14 protein-coding genes are annotated in these 14,517 nt (G+C 41.6%); 9 read left to right on the forward strand and 5 right to left on the reverse strand.

From position 1 onward, the window contains the following. Nucleotides 1–2 precede the first annotated feature (2 nt). Both HMPREF1536_RS19825 and guaD read left to right on the forward strand, forming a co-directional pair. Nucleotides 3–554, forward strand: a complete 552-nt coding sequence (locus HMPREF1536_RS19825; protein ID WP_028729412.1) for a DJ-1 family glyoxalase III — start codon at nucleotides 3–5, stop codon at nucleotides 552–554. Nucleotides 555–716: 162 nt separating this feature from the next. Then, entirely contained in the window at nucleotides 717–2,057 is a 1,341-nt protein-coding gene (gene guaD / locus HMPREF1536_RS19830) for a guanine deaminase (protein ID WP_028729411.1), read from the forward strand. Here the strand turns inward: guaD and HMPREF1536_RS19835 are convergent. Beyond that, a complete protein-coding gene (locus HMPREF1536_RS19835; RefSeq protein ID WP_028729410.1) occupies nucleotides 2,022–2,996 on the reverse strand; it encodes a 4Fe-4S binding protein in 975 nt (324 codons plus the stop codon). The genes guaD and HMPREF1536_RS19835 overlap by 36 nt on opposite strands. Nucleotides 2,997–3,020: 24 nt before the next feature. Continuing rightward, complete coding sequence (locus HMPREF1536_RS19840; protein WP_028729409.1) at nucleotides 3,021–3,245, reverse strand: putative signal transducing protein; 225 nt, start codon at nucleotides 3,243–3,245, stop codon at nucleotides 3,021–3,023. Between the two features lie 239 nt (nucleotides 3,246–3,484). On the opposite strand from HMPREF1536_RS19840, the gene HMPREF1536_RS19845 reads away from it, so the two are divergent. After that, nucleotides 3,485–4,771 (forward strand): hypothetical protein, encoded by a 1,287-nt coding sequence (locus tag HMPREF1536_RS19845; RefSeq protein WP_028729408.1) that lies wholly within the window; start codon nucleotides 3,485–3,487, stop codon nucleotides 4,769–4,771. 11 nt (nucleotides 4,772–4,782) lie between these two features. On the opposite strand, the gene HMPREF1536_RS19850 is transcribed toward HMPREF1536_RS19845, so the two are convergent. Both HMPREF1536_RS19850 and HMPREF1536_RS19855 read right to left on the reverse strand, forming a co-directional pair. Then, nucleotides 4,783–5,394, reverse strand: coding sequence for an HU family DNA-binding protein (locus tag HMPREF1536_RS19850; protein ID WP_028729407.1), 612 nt, complete (start codon nucleotides 5,392–5,394; stop codon nucleotides 4,783–4,785). A 428-nt stretch (nucleotides 5,395–5,822) separates the two neighbouring features. Continuing rightward, nucleotides 5,823–7,091, reverse strand: coding sequence for a type IX secretion system plug protein (locus tag HMPREF1536_RS19855; RefSeq protein ID WP_028729406.1), 1,269 nt, complete (start codon nucleotides 7,089–7,091; stop codon nucleotides 5,823–5,825). Between the two features lie 132 nt (nucleotides 7,092–7,223). Here HMPREF1536_RS19855 and HMPREF1536_RS19860 point away from each other — a divergent pair, with 132 nt between their 5' ends. Genes HMPREF1536_RS19860 through nqrF form a run of 6 tightly spaced genes read left to right on the forward strand, consistent with a single transcriptional unit; the run spans nucleotide 7,224 to nucleotide 13,080 of the window. Continuing rightward, nucleotides 7,224–8,573, forward strand: coding sequence for a Na(+)-translocating NADH-quinone reductase subunit A (locus HMPREF1536_RS19860; protein WP_028729405.1), 1,350 nt, complete (start codon nucleotides 7,224–7,226; stop codon nucleotides 8,571–8,573). A 22-nt stretch (nucleotides 8,574–8,595) separates the two neighbouring features. Then, entirely contained in the window at nucleotides 8,596–9,798 is a 1,203-nt protein-coding gene (locus HMPREF1536_RS19865) for an NADH:ubiquinone reductase (Na(+)-transporting) subunit B (RefSeq protein ID WP_028729404.1), read from the forward strand. A 22-nt stretch (nucleotides 9,799–9,820) separates the two neighbouring features. After that, a complete protein-coding gene (gene nqrC / locus HMPREF1536_RS19870; RefSeq protein WP_028729403.1) occupies nucleotides 9,821–10,486 on the forward strand; it encodes an NADH:ubiquinone reductase (Na(+)-transporting) subunit C in 666 nt (221 codons plus the stop codon). Between the two features lie 4 nt (nucleotides 10,487–10,490). After that, nucleotides 10,491–11,120, forward strand: a complete 630-nt coding sequence (locus HMPREF1536_RS19875; protein ID WP_028729402.1) for an NADH:ubiquinone reductase (Na(+)-transporting) subunit D — start codon at nucleotides 10,491–10,493, stop codon at nucleotides 11,118–11,120. Nucleotides 11,121–11,145: 25 nt separating this feature from the next. Continuing rightward, entirely contained in the window at nucleotides 11,146–11,763 is a 618-nt protein-coding gene (gene nqrE, locus HMPREF1536_RS19880) for an NADH:ubiquinone reductase (Na(+)-transporting) subunit E (RefSeq protein WP_028729401.1), read from the forward strand. Between the two features lie 27 nt (nucleotides 11,764–11,790). Continuing rightward, nucleotides 11,791–13,080, forward strand: a complete 1,290-nt coding sequence (gene nqrF / locus HMPREF1536_RS19885) for an NADH:ubiquinone reductase (Na(+)-transporting) subunit F (protein ID WP_081693398.1) — start codon at nucleotides 11,791–11,793, stop codon at nucleotides 13,078–13,080. Between the two features lie 945 nt (nucleotides 13,081–14,025). Here the strand turns inward: nqrF and HMPREF1536_RS19895 are convergent. After that, the gene (locus HMPREF1536_RS19895) at nucleotides 14,026–14,481 is read right to left on the reverse strand and encodes a type I restriction enzyme HsdR N-terminal domain-containing protein (RefSeq protein WP_028729398.1); all 456 of its coding nucleotides are present in this window, start codon (nucleotides 14,479–14,481) and stop codon (nucleotides 14,026–14,028) included. Between the last annotated feature and the right edge of the window lie 36 nt (nucleotides 14,482–14,517).

Consider the following 14,517-nt stretch of genomic DNA (forward strand, 5'->3'; position numbering starts at 1 on the left):
ATATGAAACAAGCATTTGTATTCCTGGCAACGGGATTTGAAGAAATTGAAGCACTGGGTACCGTTGATATATTGAGACGGGGCGGCATCAGAGTTACGACTGTTTCCATTATGGGAGAACCCAAGGTGATGGGTGCGCATAATATTCCGGTGATAGCGGATTTTGTTTTTGAAGAAGCTGACTTCAGTGCAGCAGATGCTTTAATCCTTCCGGGAGGCATACCAGGAAGTAATCATCTGAATACTTGTACCCGCTTGAAGGAACTTATTATGGAAAAGTATAAGGAAGACATATTGCTGGGTGCTATTTGTGCAGGCCCTATGGTGCTGGGCGGCTTGGGGTTATTGAAAGGACGTAAGGCCACTTGCTTCCCTAATTTTGAACCGACTATGATAGGGGCTATACCTACTTATACCGGAGTCGAACAGGATGGTAATATCATTACCTGTAAAGGCCCCGGGTTTGTTTTTGAGTTTGGTGTAGCGATTCTGAAAGCGTTGAGAGACGAAGAAATAGCGTATGAAGTTGCTGCTGCTTTGCAGTATGATTTATAAACTGAATAATGCGGGAGTTTTGTTTAACGGCAAAACTCCCTTGCATGATATTTCCCCGGATCTTTCATTCGCTTTTAGAAGATTGCAGGTATTTTCTTACCTTTGATGTGTTATATATTGCCTTCAGTTGCTTTATATGTTGAACTTCTAAAAATGTTGAGAATGAATGATCCGATACAAATATTCAGAGGAGAAGTATTTTATTTCAAAGCCTCTCCTTTAGAAAGAGAAGATTCTTATTGCTACTATCCGGATGGAGCTCTGGTTATATCAGAAGGAAAAATAATAGAAACGGCTCCATACCATTCCATAAAAGAAAAATATAGGGATGCACATCTTACAGACTATTCCGGAAAACTATTAATGCCGGGATTGATCGACTCGCATATCCATTACCCTCAGTCGGAAATGATCGGTATGTACGGAAAGCAACTGCTGGACTGGTTGAATGAATATACTTATCCTACGGAAGAAGCTTTCGCCTCGGAAGAATATGCGGAAAGAGTTGCCCGATTCTTTGTGAATGAACTGTTCAGGAACGGAACAACTACCTGCATGGCCTATGCCACTGTCCATAAAGCCTCGGTCGATGCACTTTTTACTGTCGCTTCAGAATATAATATGAGGATGCTTACCGGAAAAGTCATGATGAATAGAAATGCTCCCCAGGCATTGATGGACACGGAAGAGACAGGCTATGCAGACAGTCGCAAACTTATTGAAACCTGGCATAAAAAAGGACGTAACCTTTACGTGGTCACTCCCCGGTTCTCGATAACATCTACACATGGACAACTAATTACTGCTGCCCGTTTGCATGAAGAATTTCCGGATACCTATATTCAGACGCATCTTTCTGAAAATAAGGGTGAAATAGATTCGACCCTTTCTCTGTCTCCTGAATGTCAGGATTATCTTGAAGTGTATGAACGTGCCGGGTTGGTAACGGATCGTTCGGTATTCGGTCATTGCATTCATCTTTCAGACTCCGAATGCCGCCGGATGGCTGAAGCAGGGGCTGTGATAGCCCATTGTCCGACATCCAATCTGTTCCTAGGAAGTGGTTTATTCGATATGCAGCAGGCAAACCGTATTCCAATACAAACAACACTTGCTACGGATGTGGGAGGGGGAACTTCCTTCTCTTTATGGAAAACAATGGCTGAATCTTATAAAGTGCAGCAGTTGAACGGTTATTCGATGTCTGTATTTGAATCTTTATACAAATGTACCCGCGGTGCGGCTGAAGCGTTGAAGCTGGGTGATAGGATCGGTAGCTTTGAGCCCGGTCGTGAAGCTGATTTTATTGTAGTCGATTGTACGGCAACATCTTCCCAGCAAATGAGGAAAGAATATCTTCAACGTAATGGGAAGTGGGATATTGAAAATAAACTGTTCGGAATTCAAACACTGGGCGACGATCGTAATATCACGGCAACTTACTTGATGGGGCGTCCGGTATACCAGTCAGATACGGGCAATCATCAGGAAGCAGGTGTGTAAAACAACTGTAATGATGATCCAAAGGCGTTCGGCGGTTGCCGGACGCAATTTCATAAAACGGTATTCAAGTCCCCCATGTTTGCAGGCGGACAGGCAGTCTCCGCAATAAGTACAGGTATATCCGATTTGCCCTTTTTCTATATTGTCCTTATGCAAAGCATCGTATTTGCAGGCTTTTAAGCAGGCCATACAATGCGTGCAATCCTTATTTAGCTTTACCCGGAAAGGCGAGAGGTATTTCATAAAAGAGACTAAAGTGCCGATGGGACAATAACTGCTGCAATGGATCATTTTATTATTTCGGCGTGATAATAACAACATTATCCCCAGCCCAATTAATCCTACGGCAACACCGGTAAGCGTTGCAATCCAGCCATCAGCCCCGGCTAATCTCAATACTATGGCTCCGGCAATCACCAGAAACAAGACGCTATAACGTAACGGGCGATGATAACGAAAAGCTGTTTTATTTGTTTTCCCTTTCGCGCTCCAAGCATCAAACGCCCCGAAATAACAAAGCTGGCTACACCAGGCAGGCCCCGAAAGTAATAAAGTACTCAGGAAAAGTATAGGCATGAATAATCCTTCCAACCGATATAATGGCCCTGCAAGAATAATAGCCGGAACAGGTAAATGCAACTTTCCGGTCATCAGGAATACGGGGTTAACCAATATACCTAACAACAACTGTCCGAAAAAGACTATCGAGAAAAGCAACCAAGCTCTTGTTCTCCATTTCGGACGTTCTTTTCGATCCTGCATTTTATAACACAGCAATGCCCCATAAATAACAGCAATAACGACCTGTATCCAACCGCCTGCCGGTATCAATCGTTCCATCAAAAGCAAAGGTGTAGACGGTACGACCTGGACAATAATCAATAAGGCGGCAATCAGTGATGCCGTTATAGCCGAGGTGTATAAGTATTGTTTGTTCATCAGGACTGCAAAAGACGCTCAAATTTATTCTCCAACCAATTCGGGTAATGCTTCTTTTAAAATCTCCTGAGCTCTCTCGTAATCTTTCTCAAAGACATATATTTCCAGTTGAAACCCCGGAATATTACCTAGTACAGTAGACATATTCTCATTCTTGAAAAAAGACTCTATACCTTCGTTCATTAATAGATCCTTCAGGAGCCCTGCCTGAAAGCTATTATCTAATGTGGATAAAAAAACTGTCTTCATACGATTAATGTTTTATATGTTCCTACCTTTACAAAGATACTTTTTTTACCCCAATAAACATAATTATTCAGGGAATAAAGAAAGGGGGTACTCCAAATAAAATAAATCATAATAATAAAGGCCTGCAAGGGTATCAATTTGATAATATTTCTTACTTTTGAACCAACAAGGATAAGTTGAACCGGATAGCTCTACCGGATTGTACAGCAGTGTGATAGAGTTGAATAACAGTTATTGACATGAAAGATACTATTTTATTGATATGTGTAATCTTTTTTTCTTTTCGGACTTATGCCCAAAATGATCTTTCGGATATATATCACGGCTATTTTAAAGCCGTAGAACAAATATGTAAAAAGGATAACGGTAAATTATGGGGCATAAATCTCTATTCTCCGATCCTTTGCATAGATTCATTACGGAATGTATGGAGCAATGAACCGGATAATGAGAATAAATTTGTCAAACAAGAAAATATCTATCGTGGCAAATATCCGATTGATAAAAGTGTAGCTAACTCGATCACCGAGGTATATGGGAAAAAATGGGTGATGGTAATGGTTCCTTTACCAGAGGACGAACTTGAGAGGAATATTTTATTTACTCATGAAATATTTCATTATTGGCAGGATTTATTGAAACTGATCTCCTTTAACTATAATAATGCACATCTTGAACAAAAGGATGCCCGCATCTGGCTTAAAATGGAATGGTTGGCATTAAGCAAAGCTTTGTCGACCGAGGGAGAAGAAAGAAGGATGTGTATAGAAGATGCCTTGTGTTTCCGTGCTTATCGCCGTTCTCTTTATCCAGATTATGTGACAGCTGAAAATGCATTTGAGATACACGAAGGTATTCCTCAATATACAGGAATGAAACTCTGTATAGACTCTGACTCTCTTTATCGAGCCAAGTTGGATGAAAGCCTTGAAAAGTATCTGGCTGCAGAAAATTTAGTCCGTTCGTATGCTTATCATTCCGGTTCTGTTTATGGCTATTTATTGGATCAGTCGAGGCATGACTGGCGTAAACAATTGAATGCTACATCTGATTTAGGTTCTATAGTTCAGAAAATGTACGAAACGTTTTTGCCGGTCGACATACAAAATCAATGTGAGATAAGAAAAAACAAGTATTCGTATACCCGGATAGAAAAAGAAGAACAGGCAAGGGATAAGAGGAAACAATATGAACTGGCACAGATAAAGACTGTTTTTCAGACAAACTGCATCACTTTGCCTTTACGAAAAATGAATATAAGTTTTAATCCGAACCGTATCACGGCACTGGAAGGATTGGGCACATTCTATAAGGAAGCCCGTATTGTTGATGAATGGGGTATTTTGAATGTATTTAATATAGGTTGCCTTATCAACGATGCCTGGAACAGTGTGACTATTCCGCTCTCCGATTATAAGCTTGGCAATGATACTAAACATATCATCACCAACGATTGGCAATTGGATTTGAATGAAGGTTTTATACTGGAAAAAGATTCTCTAAAACAAGAATTCACAGCAAGATAAAGACAGCCGGGTTACTCATCCCGGCCATCTTTTGCCAACATATAAACGACTACTTTTCGGTAGCCTTCCTTAACTATTTTCTTTTCTGCGATCAGTTCCTTCAAATCTTTCAGTGCCAGATAACGGGTACATTCGTTGATCCCCATGCATTCGGAACTCATGACCGTTTCGTGTTTTCCAAGGTATTTCAAGATCTTTTCCTTTCGTTCCTCTACCGTATATTTGACTGGCTTTGATGATCCGGGCTTTCTTTCAACTTTCATGCTTCGAAGCCGCTCCGTTATCTCTTTCGAACAACGGAAGTTTACCGATTTGAAGTTGATGTCTTCGGCACGTACTTGTCTGGGGGTTGTGATCTTCGGACATTTCAATGAAACGGAGAAATGCCCCAGGCCTTCCAGTTCAACTTCATCACCGTCTTCCAGATACGAAACGAGCACGTCAGCAAAAGCCTGCAATAATCCTTTCACATCTCCCGGGCTAAAGGAAGTGCATTCGGATATTTCCCGTGTAACCCGGTCGATCCGTATGGTTCTTCCCGGTATGATGCGGGCATGAAGAATATTGCTTTCTTTTTCTCCTTTATGCGGAGGATTCCTGAAAAGTCCGTACTGTGCAGTCATAATACTAGGTGTTTTTAATTATAAGGTTATTACTTTCAAATACAAATGTCCCTATCTTCTGTATTTTTGACCTAGGTGCTAAACATTTTCGACCTAGGTAATAAACGTTTTTGACCTTGGTGCAAAACCTTTTCTACCTAGGTCAAAAATATAAAAGGTAGGGAACAAATATATTGAAAGAAAGGAGGAAAAGCAAAGAAATAGCGGAGAAATATATCAGAACATAGATAATATAGGCATAAACTTTGCGTAAATAAAATTATTGTCTATATGTTATATGCTGAGTCCATACATCAGGGAAGTTGGTCGCATGGAACATCCCCGTTGGACTTTCAGGATGTAGTGATTATAAAGAAGAAATAATACGACATAAAATATCCCGATATTTCTCTATTGATAGAATACCGGGATATTTTTATTTAGTAACTTTAAAATACCTGCATAGCATTCTTGACCGTTGTAACACCAATCAAACGATCGTATTGTGTGCCCATAGGACGGTAATAAACATAGATGCTATATTCGTTTTCTGTCTGGTAATAATTACCTTCTATAGGGCCGGTTTCGCCGACAGTGCTGCCATTCGGTACGTAAAGGTACTGATAATTGTAGCTTCCCTGTTTAAGTAAGACGGCTTTCTCGTATTGATGAGTCTCAAAATTATATCCCATTTTGCTCTTTTCATCCAAAACGTTATGGAATAGTTCGCCATCCAGGTAAACGCTTCCGTCAAGGAAAGGATCGCAGGCCAACGCAAAATGCACGATGCAATAATCAGCTTCGGTATTTGGATCGTCGCAGCTGCTACAGCGGATAAAGAAACGGCCGTCCTGATCCTGATCGTATTGATAAGTCTGGTTATTGCGTTTATGGTCGGTCATCAACTCCACATTGTAATAAGGATTATGATAGGAGATACTTTCAATATGCATTCCGTTATACTTCGTACTCAGAAACTCCATACGGCGATATTCATTCCCGGCAGAGAAGATCAGGTTGCGATTGTAAGTATAGGATATCTGGTTATCCTGAATCGACATCGGTTGCAAGCCGGATGCTGCATTGTCACGCCGGTTATCCTGATATACATATATCTTTAAGTCTGTCTGGGGGTATGGGATCGGGAAGTTAGGATTGTTAATGGTGAAGCTCACCTGCTGATGCGTTTGGTTGGTATCGATATCCGTGTTCCCGCTGACGGATGCAGAAATATTGACCATCGGTTCCGCAACTGAGAAACAAGCGGTGAGAACAATCTGATCAGGAATATCCTCGTTATAGATCTGTACGGCATAGTTTCCCGAAACCTTAAACTGAACATCGTCATTCGGCAACAGCAAATCATAGTTCGTGTACTGCGTCGTCGTGTTAATGGAATTGGCGAAGTCATCTATTGTTAGTCCTTGAAAACCACTCATATACTGAATGGGAGAGAGGATGGACTTTTGCCAGTTCGCATCACAGTGAATGATGGAATAGGAATAGCGTACGCCACCCTGTTCCAAAGCATCGAAGTTGATCTCGATCTGCTGATCGCTGTTCAACTCGATATAAGGCTCGGAAATAAACTCTCCGGCCACCTTCACCTGAAGGGTTTTTATCAGCTTGCTGTTAACGTCGGTAAAGTACGTTTGCTGAGCATTGGCCTGCATTACAGCGGCACAAAACAACAAAAATAGTAAACAATGTACTCTCATTTTCATGTATGTTTCTTTGACGGTGCAAAATTATGGAATTATTTCTTTAATTATTTCTTTATTCCTGCTTTAAAGCATAAAAATTTATGTACTTTTGCGGGAAAATTACATATAAACAATTTTAGTTGTATCATGGCAAATGTGATTAAGATTAAAAAGGGTTTAGACATTAATCTGAAGGGTAAAGCTTCGGATGTACTGCTAAACGGTCGGAAAAGTGATAGCTATGCTATCGTTCCCGATTATTATAACGGTATTATCCCCAAAGTTGTTGCCAAAGTAGGAGAAAAAGTCAAAGCCGGTTCTGTATTGATGATCGATAAGAACCGCCCGGAAATCAAGTTTGTTTCACCCGTAAGTGGTGAAGTAACTGCCGTAAACCGAGGAGAGAAGCGTAAAGTCCTTAGCATTGTTGTTAAGCCGGACACGCAGATCGAGTATGAAGATTTCGGCAAGAAAAATGTGTCTTCACTGAAGGGTGAAGAGGTAAAAGAAGCCCTGCTCAATAGCGGTATGTGGCCTTTTATCAAACAGCGTCCGTACGATATCGTAGCAACGCCGACAGATCAGCCACGCGATATTTTCGTGTCGGCCTTCTATTCTGCTCCGCTGGCTCCCGATTTCGACTTCATCCTGAAGGGACAGGAAGCTGATTTCCAGACTGGGCTGGATGCGTTGGCAAAACTTACCAGTGGTAAAGTTTATGTAGGCATCCGTAAAGGTTCTTCCGTGAATGTGAAGAGTGTTGAAACAGTAGAAGTTGAAGGACCGCATCCTGCAGGAAATGTAGGGGTGCAGATCAATCACATTAAGCCTGTTAATAAAGGCGAAGTGGTTTGGGTGGTTAATCCTGCCGACGTGATCGTTATCGGTCGCCTGTTTAACAAGGGTGTTGCTGATTTTAGCCGGATGGTTGCCATCACTGGTTCTGAAACAACAGAAAGAGGATACATCAAAACTATTTCCGGTTGTACGATCGACAGCCTGGTGGCTGGAAAGATCCTGGAAGGTAAAGAAGACCTGCGTATTATCAGCGGAAACGTGCTGACCGGTACAAAAGTTCGTAAAGACGACTATCTGGGAGCTTACGACAACCAGATCACAGTGATCCCTGAAGGAGACAAAACTTATGATTTCTTCGGTTGGGCAACTCTTGGATTCGGTAAGTACAGCGTTAGCCATTCTTATTTCACCTGGTTGGCTCCGAAAAGCAAAGAATATGTGATCGATGCCCGCATCAAGGGAGGTAAACGTGCGATGATCATGTCTAACGAATACGATAAAGTATTCCCGATGGACATTATCCCCGAATACCTGCTGAAAGCTATCATCGCTTTCGATATCGATAAAATGGAAAATCTGGGTATCTATGAAGTAGCTCCCGAAGATTTTGCACTTTGTGAATTTGTTGACACTTCCAAGATCGAACTGCAGAAGATCGTTCGTCAGGGTCTGGATCTGTTATACAAGGAAATGAATTAATAACATAAAAAATTAGAATACATTGAAAGCGTTAAGGAATTACCTCGACAAGATTAAGCCTAACTTTGAGGAAGGCGGAAAGCTGGCGATGTTCGGTTCTGTATTCGAAGGTATCGAAACATTTTTATTTGTTCCGAGCACTACCTCGAAATCAGGCGTGCATATTCACGACTCTATCGATTCAAAGCGTACCATGACTGTGGTTATCATCGCTTTGTTGCCTGCTTTGCTTTTTGGTATGTACAACGTCGGTTACCAACACAATCTGGCTGTTGGTGCTGATCCGGGATTTTTGATGACCTTCATCTTCGGTTTCCTGGCCGTACTGCCTAAAATTATTGTTTCGTATGTAGTAGGTCTGGGTATCGAGTTTGCTGTTGCCCAGGTGAAGAAAGAAGAAATTCAGGAAGGTTTCCTGGTTTCCGGTATATTAATCCCGATGATTGTTCCTATCGATACTCCACTGTGGATGATCGCTGTGGCTACTGCTTTTGCAGTTGTTTTTGCCAAGGAAGTATTTGGTGGTACAGGCTACAACGTATTTAACGTTGCATTGGTAACACGTGCATTCTTGTTCTTCGCATATCCGGCTGCCATGTCCGGCGACCAGGTATTCGTTCGCACAGCCGATACATTCGGACTGGGTGCCGGTACTGTAGTAGATGGTTTCTCAGGAGCAACTCCTCTGGGACAGGTTTCTATTGCCGGTAAAGACATGATCGGTTCATTCCAGACAGTAGACGTATTGGGTAACCCGTTGTCTACATGGGATATGTTCCTGGGATTGATTCCGGGTTCAATCGGTGAAACATCCGTATTAGCTATCCTGATCGGTGCCGTGATTTTGCTGTATACTCAGATCGCAAGCTGGAAAACAATGCTGTCTGTATTTGTAGGTGGTGCTTTAATGGCTGCTATCTTCAATATGATAGGAACTACCGTTGCTATGTGTGTATCTCCAGTCGATCACTTGTTCCTGGGTGGTTTTGCTTTTGGTGCCGTATTTATGGCTACCGACCCTGTAACATCTGCACGTACTGAAACTGGTAAATATATTTATGGATTCTTAGTGGGAGCTATGGCTATCATTATCCGTGCGCTGAACCCGGGTTATCCCGAAGGTATGATGCTCGCTATCCTGTTGATGAATGTATTTGCTCCGCTGATTGACTACTATGTGGTAGAAAGCAACATCACACGTCGTTTAAAGAGAGCAGTGAAGTAACATTATAATAAGAAGTAGAATTATGAATAGAGATAGTAATGTATATACCGTAGTATATGCTTCTGTAATGGTTCTTCTGGTTGCTGTTGTGTTAGCTTTCACTTCGCAGTCGTTGAGAAGTTTCCAGAAAAAGAATGAAGATAACGATAAAAGACAACAGATCCTGCGTTCAATCAACGTATCGGTTCCGGCTAATGAAGCTGAAGCTAAATACAATGAATTGATCAAGGAGTCTTTCCTTGTTAATGAAAATGGAGAAAAAGTAGAAGGTGACGCATTTAGTGCAACACCCGAACAACATCCTGTATTCGTAGCCAGTGTAGATGGTAAGACCAAATATATCATGGCTCTTTCAGGTGCTGGTTTGTGGGGACCTCTGTGGGGCTACCTTTCTGTTGATGACAATAGAAATACAATTTATGGTACTGACTTCAGCCACCAGGGAGAAACTCCGGGATTGGGTGCTGAAATAGCGAAACCTCAGTTCAGTAATGAATTTAAAGGAAAGAAACTGTTTGTCAACGGTGAATTTAAATCTGTGGCTATCGTAAAACCGGGTAAGAGTGTTGCCGGTCAGGATTATGTGGACGGTATTTCCGGTGGTACGATCACAAGTCAGGGTGTCGATCACATGTTGTTCAATAGCCTGAGTGGTTATGTTAAGTTTTTAACCTCACAAAATCAGTAAGAAGATGGGATTATTATCAAGTAAGAATAAAGAAGTATTGTTAGGCCCGTTGAGCACTAACAACCCTGTGATCGTACAGATGCTGGGTATCTGCTCTGCGCTGGCTGTAACATCGAAGCTTGAGCCGTCTATAGTTATGGGACTTTCCGTGACGGCTGTTGTGGCTTTTGCCAACGTGATTATTTCGTTGCTGCGTAATACAATTCCTAACCGTATCCGTATTATCGTACAGTTGGTGGTTGTTGCTGCGCTGGTAACTATCGTAAGTGAAGTATTGAAAGCTTTTGCCTATGACGTAAATAAGCAGCTTTCCGTGTTCGTTGGTCTGATCATTACCAACTGTATCCTGATGGGACGTCTGGAAGCATTCGCCCTGGGTAACGGCCCGTGGGAGTCTTTCCTGGACGGTATCGGTAATGGTCTGGGATATGGTTTGATTCTGGTGATCGTAGGTTTCTTCCGCGAATTGCTGGGTTCAGGTACGTTACTTGGATTCCAGGTGATTCCGCAGGCATTCTACGACTTCGGCTATGTAAACAACGGTTTGATGATCCTGCCTCCGATGGCTTTGATCGTAATTGCCGTGATTATATGGGTTCACCGTTCTAAGAACAAAGAACTTCAAGAAAATTAATGCAAACTATTAAACGAATAATAGAATGGAAGAATATTTAAGCACGTTTGTCCGCTCGATCTTCGTAGACAACATGATTTTCGCATACTATCTGGGTATGTGTTCTTTCCTGGCTGTTTCCAAGAACGTAAAGACTGCTTTAGGATTGGGTATGGCTGTAACGTTCATCCTGGTATGTACGTTGCCGATCAACTATATGCTCGAAAATTATATTTTGAAAGAAGGCGCCATGAGCTGGTTGGGCGCTGAATATGCAGGTGTGAACCTGAGTTTCCTTTCACTGATCATCTTCATCGCCATCATTGCTTCATTTACGCAATTGGTTGAAATGGTCGTAGAAAAGTTCGCTCCGGCCCTGTATGCTTCTCTGGGTATCTTTTTGCCGCTTATCGCTGTAAACTGTGCTATCCTGGGTGGATCTCTGTTTATGCAGCAGAAAGCATTCTCTAATGTAGGGGTTGCTACTGTATACGGTTTGGGTTCTGGTATCGGTTGGATGCTGGCTATCGTTGGTATGGCTGCTATCCGCGAAAAATTAGCTTATTCGGATATTCCAAAACCTTTGAAAGGTCTGGGTATCACCTTTATCATTACCGGTCTGATGGGTATGGCATTTATGTGCTTCTCCGGACTTAAGATCTAAGTATTAACGCATTAAACAAAAATAAAGATGATTATATTAATGTCGGGCGGACTTACCATTGCGGTGGGAGCAGTTGTATTCCTGGTGATTACACTGATCCTTGTAGGTGCGCTTTTATTTGCGAAAGCAAAATTAATACCATCGGGCAATGTGAGGATGGTTGTTAACGGAGAGAAGGAATACGATGTTCCCATCGGTGGAACCGTATTGAATACACTTCAGAGCGAAGGTATTTTCCTTTCATCTGCTTGTGGTGGTAGCGGTAGCTGTGGTCAGTGCCGTTGTCAGGTGCCTGAAGGTGGTGGAAATATTCTTCCTACGGAAGTTGGTTTCTTTTCTCGTAAACAGATCAAGGATCATTGGAGACTGGGATGTCAGACTAAGATAAAAGAAGATATCAAGATCAAAGTTCCTGATGAAGTATTCGGTGTAAAAGAATGGGAATGCGAAGTGATCAGCAACAAGAACGTGGCAACTTTCATCAAAGAGTTTATCGTGGCATTGCCTAAGGGTGAACACATGGACTTCGTCCCGGGTTCTTATGCACAAATCAAGATCCCTGCATATTCGATGGATTATGATAAAGATATTGATAAAGATCTGATCGGTGACGGCTATCTTCCTGCATGGAAGAACTTCGGTTTGTTCGGTTTGAAATGTCAGAACACAGAACCGACTATCCGTGCTTACTCTATGGCTAACTATCCTGCAGAAGGCGACCGTATCATGTTGACTGTACGTATCGCAACTCCTCCTTTCAAACCGAAAGATCAGGGTCCTGGCTTCCAGGATATCATGCCGGGTATCGCTTCTTCTTATATTTTTACCCTAAAACCGGGTGATAAGGTAATTATGAGTGGCCCTTACGGTGATTTCCATCCGATCTTCGACTCTAAGAGAGAAATGATGTGGGTCGGCGGTGGTGCCGGTATGGCTCCGTTGCGTGCTCAGATCATGCACATGACTAAGACATTGAAGACTACAGATCGCAAGATGACTTATTTCTATGGTGCACGTGCATTGAATGAAGTATTCTATCTGGAAGACTTCCTGGCAATTGAAAAAGAATTCCCGAACTTCGAGTTCCGTCTGGCACTTGACCGTCCTGATCCTGCAGCTGATGCAGCAGGTGTGAAGTACACTGCAGGATTCGTTCATCAGGTAATTTATGATACTTATCTGAAAGATCATGAAGCTCCTGAAGATATCGAATACTACATGTGTGGTCCTGGCCCGATGTCGAAAGCTGTAGAAAATATGCTTGACAATCTGGGTGTGCCTCGCGAAATGTTACATTTCGATGACTTCGGTGCATAAATAGAGGTTATTCACAAGCCTTAATAGATAAAAAGGGAAGAAATTATTTATTTCTTCCCTTTTTTTGTTTTTAGTGTTTCCTTCATTGAAAATTAATATAAAATTCATTGGTACAAATCTTTACGCTTTTTCAAAAGATGAAAATCAACTCCTTTTCTAAAGAAAAAATAGAGAAAATATACTTTTTCATGTAATATCGTGCAGCATTTCCCGTTGTTATTACATCTTAGCTAATATAGACATAAAAATTGAGCAAGATTATGAAGTCGTTGATTCTATCTTTTTTCGCAGTAATATTAGGTTATTCTCTTCTTTTTAACGAGAAAGAGGAGATTCAGCAGCCCATCCACGGTGTTGACAATTCTGTGTATATTCAAAAAACTGATACGCAGAGAATTGATTCTATCGAAATATATCGCGACAGAACTGCGTACGCGTTATAATATTTGTTTAAGAAAACTACTCTTAATAGCAATATTTATTCGATAAAAGTTTGTTTATTAAATAAATATTGCTATGTTTGTTCCGTATAATTGTTAACATACGGAAATGCTGCATTCATTTATCACTATATATACTTCTGGTCTTTGGATAACCATGCTCTTTGGAGTGTTGGTTTTTCTGTGTTTGCCTGTATTCTCAGGTGAACTAAATAAATTACCTCAAATTAATAATGTGATCCATATTACTCCGGTTGCATCTGATACTGTTTTTGCGGGGAGACAGGACGGACTGACGGCGTATAAGGGAATCATTATTCCTCATACAACACGTTACAGATACTTGATAAGAAATTCCAGGTATCGATTGGGCTGATGAACCCTTATCCGGCAGAAACACGCTGAAGGATAAGGGGAGAGGCTTTGTGGAAAAACTTAAGTGCTTATTGTCTGTTCTATATTTCAGGCAAATAAGAATAATGTTATTGCCTTTTCCTTTCAATTTTTATCCCTCCAGAATACCATATTCGGGAATTCCCTCCAGAAAAGAATAAGTTAGATTTTCGTAATCGATCTTGCAACAGAAATGACTGATGCCGTTGCTGACTGTCAGGTAACGTACGTGCAAGACCATGTTATAACGCACTATCTGGTCGAATACGGCGCTCGTTATCTCTATGGTAGGGGCTTTATACTCCACGATCATTAAAGGGGCTAAAAAGCGGTTGTATGCAACCGTGTCACAGCGCTTGGCTGTTCCGTTCAGTTTCACAGGAACTTCATTGGCCAGGAGCTCTTTTGGATATCCTTTGTCCGTCACCAGATAATTCACAAAATGTTGACGTACCCATTCCTCGGGAGTCAAGGCTACATATTTGCGGCGTACCGGATCGAATATGACGGGCTTCCCGTCTTTTTCCTTTACTTTCGCGGCGAATGATGGCAGGTTTAATGATAGCATTTACTATATTTGTCGTTTATATATGCACTATAATTC

The sequence above is a fragment of the Parabacteroides gordonii MS-1 = DSM 23371 genome (assembly GCF_000969825.1).
GTDB classification, from domain to species: Bacteria; Bacteroidota; Bacteroidia; order Bacteroidales; family Tannerellaceae; genus Parabacteroides; species Parabacteroides gordonii.

Coding starts and splice junctions, on each gene's coding strand:
- HMPREF1536_RS19840 (WP_028729409.1), bottom strand. CDS start 3,245: ATGAAGACAGTTTTTTTATCCACATTAGATAATAGCTTTCAGGCAGGG.
- guaD (WP_028729411.1), top strand. CDS start 717: ATGAATGATCCGATACAAATATTCAGAGGAGAAGTATTTTATTTCAAA.
- HMPREF1536_RS19835 (WP_028729410.1), bottom strand. CDS start 2,996: ATGAACAAACAATACTTATACACCTCGGCTATAACGGCATCACTGATT.
- HMPREF1536_RS19855 (WP_028729406.1), bottom strand. CDS start 7,091: ATGAGAGTACATTGTTTACTATTTTTGTTGTTTTGTGCCGCTGTAATG.
- HMPREF1536_RS19825 (WP_028729412.1), top strand. CDS start 3: ATGAAACAAGCATTTGTATTCCTGGCAACGGGATTTGAAGAAATTGAA.
- nqrE (WP_028729401.1), top strand. CDS start 11,146: ATGGAAGAATATTTAAGCACGTTTGTCCGCTCGATCTTCGTAGACAAC.
- HMPREF1536_RS19860 (WP_028729405.1), top strand. CDS start 7,224: ATGGCAAATGTGATTAAGATTAAAAAGGGTTTAGACATTAATCTGAAG.
- nqrF (WP_081693398.1), top strand. CDS start 11,791: ATGATTATATTAATGTCGGGCGGACTTACCATTGCGGTGGGAGCAGTT.
- HMPREF1536_RS19875 (WP_028729402.1), top strand. CDS start 10,491: ATGGGATTATTATCAAGTAAGAATAAAGAAGTATTGTTAGGCCCGTTG.
- HMPREF1536_RS19895 (WP_028729398.1), bottom strand. CDS start 14,481: ATGCTATCATTAAACCTGCCATCATTCGCCGCGAAAGTAAAGGAAAAA.
- HMPREF1536_RS19845 (WP_028729408.1), top strand. CDS start 3,485: ATGAAAGATACTATTTTATTGATATGTGTAATCTTTTTTTCTTTTCGG.
- nqrC (WP_028729403.1), top strand. CDS start 9,821: ATGAATAGAGATAGTAATGTATATACCGTAGTATATGCTTCTGTAATG.
- HMPREF1536_RS19850 (WP_028729407.1), bottom strand. CDS start 5,394: ATGACTGCACAGTACGGACTTTTCAGGAATCCTCCGCATAAAGGAGAA.